The organism is Caldicoprobacter guelmensis (genome assembly GCF_016908415.1).
Classification (GTDB): Bacteria; Bacillota; Clostridia; order Caldicoprobacterales; family Caldicoprobacteraceae; genus Caldicoprobacter; species Caldicoprobacter guelmensis.
The window spans coordinates 299649-314274 of sequence record NZ_JAFBDW010000001.1; the positions used below are offsets into that span (position 1 = coordinate 299649).

The following is a 14626-nucleotide window of genomic DNA, read 5'->3' on the forward strand; positions in this document are numbered from 1 at the left end:
CTATAAAATGAATCTATAAAACTAATTTATTGAAGGCAGGGATAGAAATTGTTGGACTACCACGTTCACAGCACATATTCGTTAGATAGTCATATGTCTATGGAAGCAGCATGTTTGCAAGCAATTGAAGCCGGGCTCAAAGAAATAGCCTTTACGGATCACATAGACATAGACTGGCCAGACAAAACCATTCCTCCTTTTGATATTAGGATGCTAGATAGTTATTTTGAAGACATAGAAAAAATGCAGAATATGTTCAAAGGGCAACTGGTGATAAAAAAGGGAATAGAAATAGGCTTGCAGCCCCATATCCTTGATGAGTGTGCCAGTATAGTGAACTCTTACCCATTCGATTTTGTGATAGCGTCGGTTCATTTGGTGGGAGGCGTTGACCCTTACTGGGGGGTATTTTATCAGGGTAAAACAAAAGAAGAGAGCTATAAGGAATACTACGAGGAAATATTGAAGCTTATTAAGTCTTTCAACGAATTCAACGTTTTGGGGCATTTAGATTATATAAAAAGGTATTCGCCATTTCCCGTTGAGAAGACAGATCATCTTCTGTGTACTTCCTTAGTGGATGAGATATTACAAACCCTTATTTCCAAAGGTAAAGGGCTGGAAGTCAACACATCTGGCTACCGCCATGCATCAGAGGCACCTATGCCCCATCCTGATATAATTGCAAGATACAGGGAGTTGGGTGGTAGGATCATCACGCTCGGTTCAGATGCCCATACTCCCGAACATGTGGCATTCAAGTTTGAAACCGCTCTTCAAGAAATAAAGAGGTCAGGGTTTGACACCCTTACCTCTTTCACGGGCATGCAACCTGAATTTGTGGCCATAACATGACCTCGATAATTAAGCGGCTAATCGATGTTGTAACGCTTTTTGACTTTGAGCCTGGCCATTGCTCGGGCCATAGCGGCCTTTGACTGATAATATTCCTTCATGCTCCTGCGCAGGCGTATCCTCTGCTGTGCCCGTTCAAGGGCGGCCTGAGCACGCTTTTCGTCTATCTCTTCCGGCCATTCCACCGAATGAGATAGAATAATGGTCTCATCGGGGCGTACCTCCATAAAACCTTCATTTATAGCCGCCTCACGCCATTTACCGTTTTGCTTGATCTTAAGCGTCCCAATGGCAACCAAAGCTACCATTGGGACATGCCCTTTCATTATTCCCAATTCGCCGTCAGAGCTGTTTACTATCACCATCTCCACGTTTCCCCTGAAAAAAGTCCTCTCAGGGGTTATGACTTCAAGATAGAATTCACTTGCCATTTTTTATCAACTCGCTTTCCTCATCCTCTCGGCTTTTTCAAACACCTCGTCCAAGTTCCCTACCATGAAAAATGCTGCTTCGGGTATATCGTCCACCTCTCCGTCTACAATAGCCCTGAAACCTTCTATGGTTTCTTTAAGTGGAACAAACTTTCCTTCTATTCCGGTATATGTGGCCGCTACATGGAAGGGCTGAGACAAGAATCGCTGTATCTTACGCGCCCTGTAGACAGCCAGCCTGTCTTCTTCATTGAGCTCTTCCATACCAAGTATGGCTATTATGTCCTGTAGCTCTTTGTACCGCTGTAAAATTTCCTGGGCCTTGCGTGCCACTCGGTAATGCTCCTTGCCAACTATTCTCGGGTCAAGTATCCTCGAGCTGGAATCCAATGGGTCAATTGCGGGATATATGCCCATTTCGGCAATCTGCCTTGAGAGAACAGTGGTGGCATCCAGGTGAGCAAATATGGTTGCAGGAGCAGGATCGGTCAGGTCATCTGCAGGCACATACACCGCCTGAACCGATGTAATGGAGCCGTTTTTGGTGGACGTTATGCGTTCCTGCAGTGCCCCAACCTCCACAGCCAGGGTAGGTTGATACCCAACAGCCGAAGGCATTCTTCCCAACAGTGCGGACACCTCAGCTCCTGCCTGGATGAAACGGAATATATTGTCTATGAAAAGAAGTACGTCCTGTCCTTCCTTGTCTCTGAAGTATTCGGCAAGGGTAAGGCCTGTTAAAGCCACACGCATTCTAGCGCCCGGTGGCTCATCCATTTGGCCAAACACCAGAGCCGTCCTTTCTAGCACACCCGACTGCGTCATCTCCGTCACCAGCTCATGCCCCTCTCGAGTGCGCTCACCTACACCTGTAAACACCGAAACCCCACCATGCTGGGTGACGATGTTGTGTATGAGCTCCATGATGAGCACCGTTTTACCCACGCCAGCTCCACCAAACAGTCCAATCTTACCACCTTTTGGATAGGGAGCCAGCAGGTCTATAACCTTGATTCCGGTTTCGAGTATGTCGGTAGCCGGACGTTGCTCTTCAAGAGGCGGTGCAGGGCGATGAATAGGAACCCTCTCCTGCGCATTTACAGGCCCCTTGCCGTCAATCGGTTCTCCCAGAACATTGAAAACCCGGCCCAACACTTCCTTACCCACAGGTACCGAAATGGGAGCCCCTGTATCATATGCTTCCAGCCCTCTTTTTAAGCCATCTGTAGCTTCAAGGGCAATGCAGCGCACCTTGCGGTTGCCTAAATGCTGAGACACCTCAGCCCACACCACCCTTGTACCGTCCACTATTTTCACGGCATTGAGTATGGCCGGCATATCTTCCGATTCAAACTGTATATCAATTACTGGACCGACAATTTGCACCACTTTTCCCTTGTTTTTGTATTCCATATATGTCTCATCTCCTTTATCAGAACCGCTTTTCAAGTGCAGCTACGCCACCCATTATTTCGGAAATTTCATTGGTAATAACTGCCTGCCGTGCCTGATTGTACTTGATCTGCAACTCGGCTATCATGTCATCCGCGTTATTTGTAGCGGTATCCATTGCCATCATCCTGGCCTGCTGCTCGCTGGCAAAAGACTGTATCAATGCCCCATATATGAATCCCAGAAGATACTTAGGAATCAGCAGGTCAAGCACAGCTTTGGGTGAGGGATGATAGAGTATATCGGCACGGTACTCCACATCGAGGCTGACATCTAAAAATGCCGAAAGTTCCACCGGTAACAGCTTTATAACCCTCGGGGTCTGCTTCACCGTCGATTCCATGTGGGTATAGACGATATAAAGTTCATCCATCTTATTTTGGCTATAGGCATCTATTAGCTGCTCAGCCATATCCCTTGAATAGTGAAAATTCGGATTTTCTGCTGCATCCAAATACTCATCGTTGACATTATAGCCTTTTCGCTTGAAAAAATCACGGGCTACATGGCCCACCACGAATATATCAACAGTACCACCGTGCTGCTGTATGTGCGAAAGGGCTGTCTGCAGCACGTTGTGGTTGTAAGCACCGCACAGCCCCTTATTTCCTGCAATGACCAGATAGGCAGCCCTTTCATTTCCCTTCGGCACAAAAAAAGGGTGGTCGATTCCAGGGCTATGAACTATGATGTCTTTGAGAGTAGAGCGTATTTTCTCGAAGTATACGTGATTAGCCCTATATTTTTCCATGGCCCTGCTGAGCTTAGACGAAGCGATGAGGTACATGGCCTTGGTTATCTGGCGCGTTTGACGTATGGTCCTGATCCTTCGCTTGATCTCAATTACGTTGTACATAACAATAATCACCTGCACATCTTTATCACTTCAAGAATGTCTGTTTAAAATCCTTCGCAGCAGCCTCTATCTCGGCCATATCCTCTTCAGTTATATCGCCGGTCCGTCGTATATTTTCAATGATATTTCTATGGTAACACTCCATATACTCGATAAACTGCTGCTTAAATTCTTGAATCCTGTTTACGGGTACATCCAGAAGCATCTTTCTGGTTACCACATATAACAGTATTACCTGATGGACTACATCCATCGGGTGATACTGCTCCTGCTTGAGCATTTCGGTGATCCTCTCTCCCTGAGCCAGCAATTCCTGTGTTGAAGGGTCAAGCTCTGAGCTAAACTGGGAGAATACCTGCAATTCACGGTACTGTGCAAGCTCCAGGCGTAAAGTACCCGAAACTTTGGCCATGGCTTTGATCTGGGCCGCCTTCCCTACCCTTGATACCGACAATCCAACATTTACGGCTGGACGAATACCAGCAAAGAACAGCTCGTCTTCCAAAAAAATCTGGCCATCGGTTATTGAGATCACGTTGGTAGGAATATATCCCGATATATCACCGGCCTGGGTTTCTATTATGGGCAGCGCCGTCAACGACCCACCGCCCTTCTCTTTGCTCAGTTTAGCTGCACGCTCCAGAAGGCGGGAATGTAAATAGAATATATCTCCTGGATAGGCCTCTCGCCCCGGAGGACGGCGCAGCAGCAACGACAAAGTCCTGTAGGCTATGGCGTGTTTGGACAAATCGTCGTAAACGATGAGCACGTCCTTCCCCTTGTACATGAAGTACTCTGCCATTGCACAGCCCGCATAAGGGGCAATGTACTGCATGGGAGCCGAATCGCTGGCTGTCGCCGAAACCACAATGGTGTAATCCATAGCACCCATTTCCCTTAAGGTGTTGATGACCTGGGATACCGTGGAGGCCTTTTGGCCTATGGCCACATATACGCATATTACATCCTTGTCTCTTTGGTTGACTATCGTGTCCAGCGCAATAGCCGTCTTGCCCGTCTGGCGATCGCCTATGATGAGTTGCCTTTGGCCTCTCCCTATAGGTATCATGGAGTCTATGGCCAGCAGGCCGGTCTGCAAAGGTTGATTCACAACATCCCTTTCATATATGCCAGGAGCCTTCTGCTCAATCTCCCTGTAGGCTTCAGCGCGAATAGGGCCTTTCCCGTCAAGGGGCTGTCCCAGGGGATTGACCACCCTACCCAGCAAACCCTCACCCACAGGTACCTGAACCACTCGACCGGTGCTGTAAACAATCGTGCCCTCAATTACAGAATTCTGGTTGTTGAGCAACACAGCCCCCACCATATCCTCTTCAAGGTTAAAGGCGATACCGAAGACATCGCCTTCAAATCTTAGAAGCTCGCCATACTTGCAATCGCTCAAACCACTTATTAATACCACACCATCCCCTGAACGTATTACGTGGCCAATACTTTCAACATTGAATTCTTGCTGGTATTCTTGAATCCTGTCTCTAATGAATTCTCCAACCGAGTCCATATCGAGAAGCTGGACTGAGGACTTAATGTCAATCCCTAGTTCAGCCATATCACCTTTTTGAAGCCCTAGTAGGTGTTCCTTCATCCTATTCAGCTGGCCTTTTATGCTTCCGTCATATATCCTATCACCAATGGCTACTATAATTCCGCCTATTATTTCGGGGTCAACCTTTAAATTGAGCTTTACCTTCCGACCCAAAAAATCTGCAAATCGATTTTCTATCTGTGCAACAGTAGCATCATCTAGTGGAAAAGCCGACCATAAAGTCCCTGTTTCGACGTTTGTTGTCATCATGTTTCCACCTTCTCTAGGAATTTCTCTATTATGGCTTTATTCTGTTCAGGGGTTATATTGCTTTGCAAAACCTTGGAAGCCAGCTCTACAGCCAAATTGGCAGCTTGTGCCTGGAGCATCTCAATGGCTCTCTCTCGTTCCTGCTCTATTTGGCGCCTTGCCTGTGTCAGCATAGCCTCCGCTTGTAGCTGAGCTTGTTGCTGCGCTTCCTGTATGCGCTCCTGCGCTGTACGTTCAGCCTGCTCCATTATAATCCTTACCTGCTGACGTACCTTCTCAAGCTCCTCTCTGGATAAGCGCTTGTTTTCCTCAATTTCGCTTTCACGCCTTTTAAGCTCCTCTATCTTTGCCTCAAAGCTCTGGGTACGCTTATCTAAAAAGCTCTTTATCGGCTTAAAAAGCCACTTTTTTAAAAAGAAAAACAATATAACGACGTTGATTATATGGAAGATAAACGTCCAAAGGTATTCTTTCATGCTTTCTTCACCATTTCCTTAAAATTTTGTTTTAATATCAAAAAAAGAATATTTCGTGAGAAAGGAGTTATCAAAGTAAATAACTCTTCTCACGATAAGAATTTTGGGTTTATTTTGTTAATGTAAAAAACCTTATTGCAAAAAGATGATCAGCAATGCAGTTACAAAGCCATATATAGCTATGGACTCCGTAAGAGCTAAGCCCAAAAGCAGGATCCTGTTGATCTGGTTTACGGCTTCGGGCTGTCTTCCAGTAGCTTCAGCGGCTTTGCCAGTAGCAATCCCCATCCCTATGCCTGCACCCAAACCAGTCAAAACAGCCAGTCCAGCACCAATCGCAGCTAATCCCATTTCAAGTTCACCTCCTGACAAATTTCCCTGCTACAATCTTAGTGTCACTCAATGGCTTCTCCTATGAAGGTCAATGATAAAGTAATGAATATAAATGTCTGTATAAATCCATCAAACAAAGTAAAGTATATCGATAAAAACGAAGGAATAACCACAGGAACTACTTTGTAAATCAGCTCCATCACCACCAGTCCTCCCAAGATGTTTCCAAACATTCGGGAAGCTAAAGATACAGGTACTGCTAAATCGGTCAACACCTTAATAGGAGCTATAAATGGAACAGGCTTGCCGTAATCCTTTATCCTGCCCCACAAGCCCTTCTTCCTAATACCATAGACATTAATCAGGAAAAAGGTGATGATGGACAACGCAAAGGTGGTTGCAATGTAAGTAGTAGGAGGTCTCAATCCCAAAAGCTCAATGGTATTTGCAAAACCTAGGTAAAGCACCAGCGTACCGATGTAAGGTGCCAGCTCTCTGCTGAACTCATGTACCGTGTCGCGTGAGAAACTGTAAACCCATTCCACCAATAGCTCAAGAATGTTTTGAAACCCCGTCGGCACCTCTTGAAACCGTGGAAAAATGTAAAATCTTACCACAAAAGCAAAGATAATAAGCCCTACGCTTACAATCCACGATATACACACGGCGTCGGTTACAGGTATCCCATCCATTATTGGTATGGTAAACCACACCTTCGGATTTATATCTATTCCTTCCATATGCCATCGCTTCCCTTCTGTTTAGTAGTCTTCCCAACAGAGAGGTTTTTCTTTATAACATAAAAAAATATGTACAACACCATTCCGGCACTTAAGGACAACAGAAGCGTTACCGACCATGCAGCCGTCAATGCCAAAATAAGTAAAATAACAAAATTTTTTATAGCAATCTTCATAAAAAATTTTCCGTCCATCTTTCCTGACCTGAGGATTCCATTTATTACCGCCTCGGTCAAGCGCATCACTCCCATTTCAATAAAAAAGCCGCCTGTCAAGCCGGCCAAAATCATAACAACCTTCAAGTCCCTGATACCACCCTGCAACTTTACTTTATTTACAATCCTCTGCTCCATAAATAATTTCGTTTTATTGTATAAATTCAAGTATAAAAAGTTGTTGGGAAGTTGTCAATGTGAAATTTTGATTCATATTTGGCTAAAAAGAAAAAGCATTGGTCAAAAATCGTATATAGCGCTCTATTACTATGACGCAGGTTAAAATTCTAAAGGGCTCTAGTAATCTTCTATTATGTAATTGATAGCGGGTGTAAATATCCTTTCCAAATATTCAATCGCTTTCTCATCCAATACATCGAGCTTGCCCTGCTTATAAGCCTGCGCTGGAGTTATATAGCCCCAAAGCAACTGGGTAAACGTTGTGATGGGGATCACAGCTTGCGGAGATACAGAAGATGAAGTCACTTCTATAACTTCGCCAACACTACAAAGGTTAAAAACGCCATTGTTCCATTCCAATACAGGGTCTATAACCTGGATATTCAAATCAACTTCCCTTAAAGGTTTCAATATCCTCAATGCTTGCTTTACGTCCACAATACGCCCCATCACATAAGGCTGTTTGTACATCACTCCCCTGGGATTTGACATATCCATATATGTAATATCGTCGGGCGGTGCATTCCATACAATGGAATCAACCTGGGAATAGTGGTTGGCAATAAGCCTGAGCAAAGCATTTTTGGCTTCAGGAGTAGTATAAACGAGCTCACGAACCTTGCAACGGCGGTTTGAAATTTCAAAAAGCACATAACCCACCGTTTCGGAATCCTTGACTACCATATATCCAGTACCACCGGCTATATGGAGGTCATCCAACAACCGATCCCAGTCACCTTCATCCCTCTCCACATATCCATTATATGCCTCCATGAATTTTTTGTAACAGTCATTCATTAAAGGTATATGCCCTTTCTCTGTCGGAATTATATCATATATAATTTTGCCTGCCTTACCCAATATCTCTCGGTCTCCACTATACATCAAGTGGTGGTAACATATCTCCCATCCATATTTTCTGTAGAAATCATAGCGAAAGGGCAACAAAATGGACACCCACTCCTGTCGCATGCGCATAACCTCCAAAGCATGACGGATGAGTGTCCCTGCATCGCCTCGCCCCCTGTACTGTGGCCAGGTTGAAAGGCCCACCAGGTATGAGGTCTTTACGCTCTGTCCCCTCAGCATGATTTTATAAGGCAAGAGTTGCAGTGCACAACGAACCTCTTTACCTTGGTAAACCGCCAATGTATTTTCATCTCTGTATCTCTTCCTGAAAAACCAGTCAACAAACTCAGAAGGGTCGTCAAAGCAGTATTCCCACAGCTTTTTTATTTGCACCATATCATCAGGTTGAGCAAACCTTATCTCCATATGGTCATTCCCCCAACAGGTATCCGGTGTACTTTTCTACCATCCTGACCGGATGGTACGATTTCTTTGCCTGGCGCAATCCCGGTATACCCATGTCCTCTTCACGGTTTATGTAAGGCACATCCTTCCAGCAATGCTCAGCAAATTGCTGGTTAATCATGGCATAGCACCCGTGGTATTGTGAATTGGCCTTTTCTATGTGAATGACCGCCATCTCAGGATTTAGAAGTTCTCCTAAAGAAAAAGCCTGGATCTTGCCGTCAATCCTCAAGGCACCGCCCTTGAGCTTTAATGCATCAAAATTACGCAAGGCTTCAAGGACAGCCACCTTCTCATATTCCAGCCCAGGAGCCAGACCTTTATTTTCCAACCATTCCAGCTCGGCCTGTATGCATTCCTCTATATTGCTATCACACACCGGTTCATAGGTGTACTGATAGCTTCTCAAGAACTTATTGATGTGATTTCGCTTTTGATGGTATTTCTTGCCTTTCAAGTAAATGAGGTCTTGTGTTTGGTAGACATAGTCATCATTGTTGGGGTCTCTCTCATATCTGAAAATGCCAGGTGTAGCTTCTTCAATTATCTTTTTGGTAACGTGGGTAACTCCCTTCATGACAAAGGGATATCCATGTTCTTTAAAATATTGCACCAACTTATAAACGGCACCGTCTACCCTGCTGTTTTCTCCTGGTAAAGGCGGAAAAGAAAAATGGAAGTCTTCACCAAACCTCCCTATAATACAAAGACAACCGTCAATTATCGAAAATCTCAAGTTGAAAGCATGCCGCCATATGAACATGTTTGTAAATGTAAACTCGGAATTCTCATAGTGCCTCAAAGAAAAATAATGGTCAAATACAGGTTTATCCCCCAGCTCTATTTCCTTGAAATGTATATCCACCGTTACTACCCCTTTCTCTATCTTCAATATATAACATCATTTTGAACTGTTCAAACACAAATTTTACTAATATTCGGGGTAGTAATCGATTTTTCTCTATTATAGCCTAGTAAGTCCCAGCATCATATGATTCTCATCGCTGGTTGTTTCCGCTTCTACATTTGACAGCACCTCTTTTATAGTAGCCATTATCGGTTCTAGCTTCTCATAGAATATCACAATTAAATCCCCTGTTTTTGCCCTTTTTATAGCGGTTTTGAGCGCCTCCACCTCTGAAAGAATTACCTCTACGTTATTAGGATCCATCCCCGCAGACAATACCCCTTCCTCTAGCAGTTTTGCTACCTCACCCCTACGCCTACCCCTCAAGTCCACGTCTTCCTTGATTATTACCCTGTCAAACCCTTTGCCGGCTATAAACCCTATGCGCCTTATGCTGCTGTCCTGCCTGTCCCCTGGAACCCCTATAATCCCCACTGTTCGTGAAGCACCCATCTTCTTTATGGCTTCTATTACGTGGGTATACCCGCTGATATTGTGTGCATAGTCCACCACCACCCTGAAGTCCCTTATATTGAATACGTTAAACCGACCAGGGTTATGAATCTCATCGGCATAGAAGGAAGCTAACGCTTTTTGGATGGTCTCTATGGGTATCTTCATGGCATAGGCAACGCTGACGGCAGCAAGGCTATTTTCAATATTATACACCAGTTTTCCTCCATAAGTAGCCGGTATTCTGGAAACATCCATACACTGTATAAATCCGTCTCCTGTAGCGATAGTTATATGTTGTCCTTTTAAGAATACGGCCAACCCGCCGGCTACTAAGTGTCTGTGTACGATGATGTTGTCTTCTTGCTTGGAAAAGTATATTATGTTGCTTTTCACTCGTTTGGCGGCTTCCACCACCATGGGGTCATCAGCATTCAGCACTACATACCCATTGGTCTTTACAGCTTCTACCACCAGCGACTTTACATGCAGCAAATCCTCAAGGGTATAGACCTCGTCGATCCCCAGATGGTCTTCGCTGATGTTGGTCAAGACAGCGATATCGCTCAGGTCATACCCCAATCCTGACCTGATGATGCCACCACGGGCAGTCTCCAGTACAGCCACTTCCACCCTCTTATCCGTCAAGACTATTTTTGCACTGGCAGGACCCGTGGTATCACCTTTCATGACACAGTGGTCGTTTATATAAACTCCGCCAGTGGTTGTCATTCCCACAGTATAGCCTTGCGTTCTTAATATATGAGCGATCATGCGTACAGTAGTGGTTTTCCCGTTTGTCCCAGTAACCGATATTATAGGGATTGAGTGCCTGCTCCCTGGCGGAAAAAGCATGTCTATGATATTTTGGGCTACGTTTCTAGGCTTGCCTTTGGACGGATAAAGGTGCATGCGAATACCAGGCGCAGCATTTACCTCTATCACCGCTCCCACGCCTTCTTCTATCGGTTTGGAGATGTCAGGGCAAGCAATATCGATTCCGGCAATGTCAAGCCCTATTATCTGCGCTGCCCTTACTGCAATTTCGCAGTTCACAGGATGTATCTTATTGGTACAATCGATGGCCTCTCCACCGGTGCTTAAATTGCCATTGGCTTTTAAATACACCCATTTGCCGGCTGGAGGAATACTGTCCAAGGTATATCCCTGCTTTTTGAGAAGCATCAGCGATATCTCATCTATCTTAATTTTGGTAAGCGGTTTTTCATGGCCTTCGCCTCGCCTTTCATCTTTGTTCACCATCTCTACCAATTGGGCAATGGTATGTACGCCATCGCCCACCACATGGGCAGGTATTCTCTGGGCAACCGCCACCACTCTACCGCCCACTACCAATACGCGGTAATCATTGCCCTTGATATATTTCTCCACTATAATGTTTTCATCTACTTGTCTGGCAATCTTAAAAGCCTGAACTACCTCCTCAGGAGTGGTGAGATTGAGCGATACTCCTTTTCCTTGATTTCCTTTTTCAGGCTTTATGACCACGGGATACCCCAGTTCCTCCGCTATCTGGAGCGCATCTTCAATTGTGGTGCATACGCTGCCCTCAGGGACAGGTATCCCCGCTTCCTTCAATATCTCTTTGGTCAATGTCTTATCACAGGCTATGTCAACCGAAATACAGCTGGTGTTTTCGGTTATGGTGGCTTCTATCCGCTTTTGATATTTTCCATATCCCAGTTGCAATATGCTGCCATTGCCGATTCTCATAACCGGGATTCCTCTTCCCAATGCAGCCTCAACAATGGCCTTAGTGCTGGGTCCTAATTCGTTCTTCACGGCTTTTTCTTTGATCCTGTTAAGATGTGAACTGAGGTCAAAAGAGTGACCTTTGCACAACGCTTCCACCAGTTGAACAGCACACTTCCCTGCTTCCACACCTGCCACCTCGTTTTTGTAGGCGTACACAATGGTATACTTAGTTGAATCCATGACCTGCCTTGCCCTGCCAAAGCTTACATCGTATCCTAGAATGCTCTGTATCTCCAAAGCGCAGTGTTCAATGACGTGTGACAGGTATGTCCCTTCCTCGAGCCTGGCGATAAAGCCACCAGGGCAACCAAGAGAGCAGTGGTGTTGGTACAGGCCGGGCAGCAATTTAAGCAGAGCGTCGTTAAACCCCTCTATGTCTTTTGTGGCTACATCCACCATGTCTTCCAGGTCCACCACCATTTTGATTACCTTTTGATGGCTGTAAATGTTCCTCCCTTTGAATGCCTTAATCTCACAAATCTTCAAAGCAATTACCTCCTGATTATTGGTCTACGGTATTTAATGTCATACCTGAAGCCTGCTGGAAGCACGTGCATTACAACGTTAGTAAGCGCCAGTATTTCATCTGGCTTAAGCTCTGAAACATTGGTAAAATCCAATGATTTGCCATCAAGTATTGTTACCGCATGAGAACCTATTACTTCAAATACAGCATCGCTATCAATTATAATAGCCGTATCCTCGTCAATTCCCACGCCAAGCATGTGCGGGTTTTGCGCTATAGCGGTAAGCAGGCGTCCAATTCGGCCCCTCTGAGCAAAGTGCTGGTCTATTACGACATCTTTTAAAAGCCCTAGCCCTGGAGCCATCTTCAATGTACACTTCTTAGGAGCATCATCATCTTTGCCAGAGGTGATCATGGTCTCGCTCATAACTGAAGCGCCTGCACTTGTCCCAGCAATGACCACACCACGACGATATGCCTCTTTTAACTTTTCTTCAGCCTTAGTGCCTCCCAAGAGGGAGGTAATACGTAGCTGGTCACCACCGGTGAAGAATATACATGTAGCGGCATTTATCTTGTCCACAAGGCTGTCTTCATTGGCATGATGCCTTGAATCTATATGTATGACATTTATTTCGTTTACTCCAAGCCGCTTAAATATACAGGTGTATTCCTCTCCTATGACCTCGGGATAGTCGGTGGCCACAGTCATGACCACTATATTTCCATTTTGTCCTCCTGCCAACTCTACCAGCTTTTTCAAAATTACACATTCACCTTCTTTATCTTCCGCCCCACCGATGATCATAAGCTTACCCTCTACTTTTTCCTCCATAACCAGCTCCTCCATCCACACTAATACAATACCTTTATTTTTCCAAAAATATAGAAGATTATTCCATGCCGTTTTGCCAAAAAAAATACACCCTTCCAAGATGGGTGTATTTTTAGGGAATGGCATTTATAATAATCTCTGTCTCATCTATTAGGATTGCTCCTATTAAACAGATAACTCCACAACAGATGATTTTAATCAAGGAAATGGAGGTAGCTGAGATGCTCTATATCAAAAACTCATATTTACCTTTGACCTTTGGGCCCTCATAGCTTCTGCCCTTTTCAAGGCTTCTAAAATTTTCTTTCTCTTGCGAAGCCCATCAATATAGCTGATACCCGATATAACAGGAAGCACCGCAATCGGTATTATGGCTATATCTGGCATATTTTTCTCAAAAGTCACGAAAATCTTGGTATATGGCACCAGCCAACCCCTCAAAATCACCTCAAACAAGTTAATAGCATTATGTGGGCGTTCCGCTCCCATGGCAAGGAGATATAAGACAATCGCAGGAACAGCTGCAATAAGGCCAGCTATAAATCCCTTATACGGAGCAAAAGCGTCCTTTTTAGCATCATCTAATCCCCTGTTGCTCATATCAGCATATATGACCAGCCAGAAAATGGCTATATAAACGAGGCCTACAATCCATTGATACACCTCGTTTTCATCAAAAATACCGAACAAACCCGGCATGAATATAAACTGTACCAATGACATCACAGCATGAGTCCCTAGCAGTTTCAAACCCTGTCTTATAAGTCCCACTTTTATCCCCTCCCCTTCCAGGTTTATTATACTACAAAAACAATATCGTTGCCAGGCAATTTTAAAGGGGAGGAGCGGATTAAAAACGTCATTTCAGGTGATTTTTTAACACATATATGGCGGCCTGCGTACGGTCATTTACATCCAACTTCTTAAATATATTTGAGACATGATTTTTAACCGTCTTTTCGCTTATGTATAGCTCATTGGCGATTTCCTTGTTGTTCTTACCATCGGCTATAAGCAACAAGACCTCAATCTCCCGCGGAGTCAAATTGTATTGTTCAAACTCTTTTCTTACCGAATAATAATTTAACCTATCAAAATCCTTTATGAGTTTTCCGGAAAGGTTGGGCTGTATGTAAGTTTCACCCCTGTAAACGTCCCTGATGGCCTTTAAAAGGTGGTCAACGTCCGCATCCTTCATTATATACCCTGAGGCGCCTGTCCTTATCGCTTCCAGCAGGTATTCTTGATCGTCATGCACCGTTAACATTATTATCTTAGCAGGGCATCCTTTCTCTTTAAGGTCTTTTATGGCATTTATACCGTTTTTAATAGGCATGTTTATATCCATCAAAATCACATCGGGATTAAGCTCAACGGCTTTTTCAATCACCTCTTTACCATTGGAGGCTTCCCCAATTACCTCTATATCATTTTCCAGTTCCAAAAGCTGTTCGAGCCCTTTCCTGAAAAGGGAATGGTCATCAGCGATGAGCACCTTTATTTTAGTATGCTCCATAGATT

Annotated in this window: 15 protein-coding genes; 1 reads left to right on the top strand and 14 read right to left on the bottom strand. The window is 44.6% G+C overall.

Features of this window, described 5'->3' with window-relative positions; all coding sequences use genetic code 11:
• The first annotated feature begins 51 nt into the window (after positions 1–51).
• On the top strand, positions 52–855 hold the full coding sequence (locus JOD02_RS01620; protein ID WP_204486325.1) for a histidinol-phosphatase HisJ family protein: 804 nt from the start codon (positions 52–54) through the stop codon (positions 853–855).
• Between the two features lie 17 nt (positions 856–872).
• Here the strand turns inward: JOD02_RS01620 and atpC are convergent, their stop codons facing one another.
• The 14 genes from atpC to JOD02_RS01690 form a co-directional block, all read right to left on the bottom strand.
• Positions 873–1286, bottom strand: coding sequence for an ATP synthase F1 subunit epsilon (gene atpC / locus JOD02_RS01625; protein ID WP_204486327.1), 414 nt, complete (start codon positions 1284–1286; stop codon positions 873–875).
• A 6-nt stretch (positions 1287–1292) separates the two neighbouring features.
• A complete protein-coding gene (gene atpD, locus JOD02_RS01630) occupies positions 1293–2699 on the bottom strand; it encodes a F0F1 ATP synthase subunit beta (protein WP_204486329.1) in 1407 nt (468 codons plus the stop codon).
• A gap of 19 nt (positions 2700–2718) precedes the next feature.
• Positions 2719–3594, bottom strand: a complete 876-nt coding sequence (gene atpG / locus JOD02_RS01635; RefSeq protein ID WP_204486331.1) for an ATP synthase F1 subunit gamma — start codon at positions 3592–3594, stop codon at positions 2719–2721.
• A gap of 25 nt (positions 3595–3619) precedes the next feature.
• A complete protein-coding gene (gene atpA / locus JOD02_RS01640; RefSeq protein WP_204486333.1) occupies positions 3620–5407 on the bottom strand; it encodes a F0F1 ATP synthase subunit alpha in 1788 nt (595 codons plus the stop codon).
• Entirely contained in the window at positions 5407–5886 is a 480-nt protein-coding gene (atpF, locus tag JOD02_RS01645) for a F0F1 ATP synthase subunit B (protein ID WP_204486334.1), read from the bottom strand. Before atpF ends, atpA begins: the two co-directional genes overlap by 1 nt.
• Positions 5887–6018: 132 nt before the next feature.
• A complete protein-coding gene (gene atpE, locus JOD02_RS01650; RefSeq protein ID WP_204486335.1) occupies positions 6019–6237 on the bottom strand; it encodes an ATP synthase F0 subunit C in 219 nt (72 codons plus the stop codon).
• A 44-nt stretch (positions 6238–6281) separates the two neighbouring features.
• Positions 6282–6959 carry a F0F1 ATP synthase subunit A gene (locus tag JOD02_RS01655; RefSeq protein ID WP_204486336.1) on the bottom strand — a complete coding sequence of 226 codons (678 nt, stop codon included), beginning with the start codon at positions 6957–6959 and terminating at the stop codon, positions 6282–6284.
• A complete protein-coding gene (locus tag JOD02_RS01660) occupies positions 6947–7261 on the bottom strand; it encodes a hypothetical protein (protein WP_204486337.1) in 315 nt (104 codons plus the stop codon). The genes JOD02_RS01655 and JOD02_RS01660 overlap by 13 nt, the downstream gene beginning before the upstream one ends.
• Before the next feature lie 210 nt (positions 7262–7471).
• Positions 7472–8629, bottom strand: coding sequence for a GNAT family N-acetyltransferase (locus JOD02_RS01665; protein ID WP_204486338.1), 1158 nt, complete (start codon positions 8627–8629; stop codon positions 7472–7474).
• A gap of 4 nt (positions 8630–8633) precedes the next feature.
• On the bottom strand, positions 8634–9533 hold the full coding sequence (locus JOD02_RS01670) for a phosphatidylglycerol lysyltransferase domain-containing protein (protein WP_204486340.1): 900 nt from the start codon (positions 9531–9533) through the stop codon (positions 8634–8636).
• A gap of 99 nt (positions 9534–9632) precedes the next feature.
• Positions 9633–12290 carry a cyanophycin synthetase gene (gene cphA, locus JOD02_RS01675; protein ID WP_204486341.1) on the bottom strand — a complete coding sequence of 886 codons (2658 nt, stop codon included), beginning with the start codon at positions 12288–12290 and terminating at the stop codon, positions 9633–9635.
• A gap of 5 nt (positions 12291–12295) precedes the next feature.
• Complete coding sequence (locus JOD02_RS01680) at positions 12296–13105, bottom strand: cyanophycinase (protein WP_204486343.1); 810 nt, start codon at positions 13103–13105, stop codon at positions 12296–12298.
• Positions 13106–13336: 231 nt separating this feature from the next.
• On the bottom strand, positions 13337–13876 hold the full coding sequence (locus JOD02_RS01685) for a hypothetical protein (RefSeq protein WP_204486345.1): 540 nt from the start codon (positions 13874–13876) through the stop codon (positions 13337–13339).
• A gap of 88 nt (positions 13877–13964) precedes the next feature.
• Entirely contained in the window at positions 13965–14621 is a 657-nt protein-coding gene (locus JOD02_RS01690; RefSeq protein WP_204486346.1) for a response regulator, read from the bottom strand.
• Between the last annotated feature and the right edge of the window lie 5 nt (positions 14622–14626).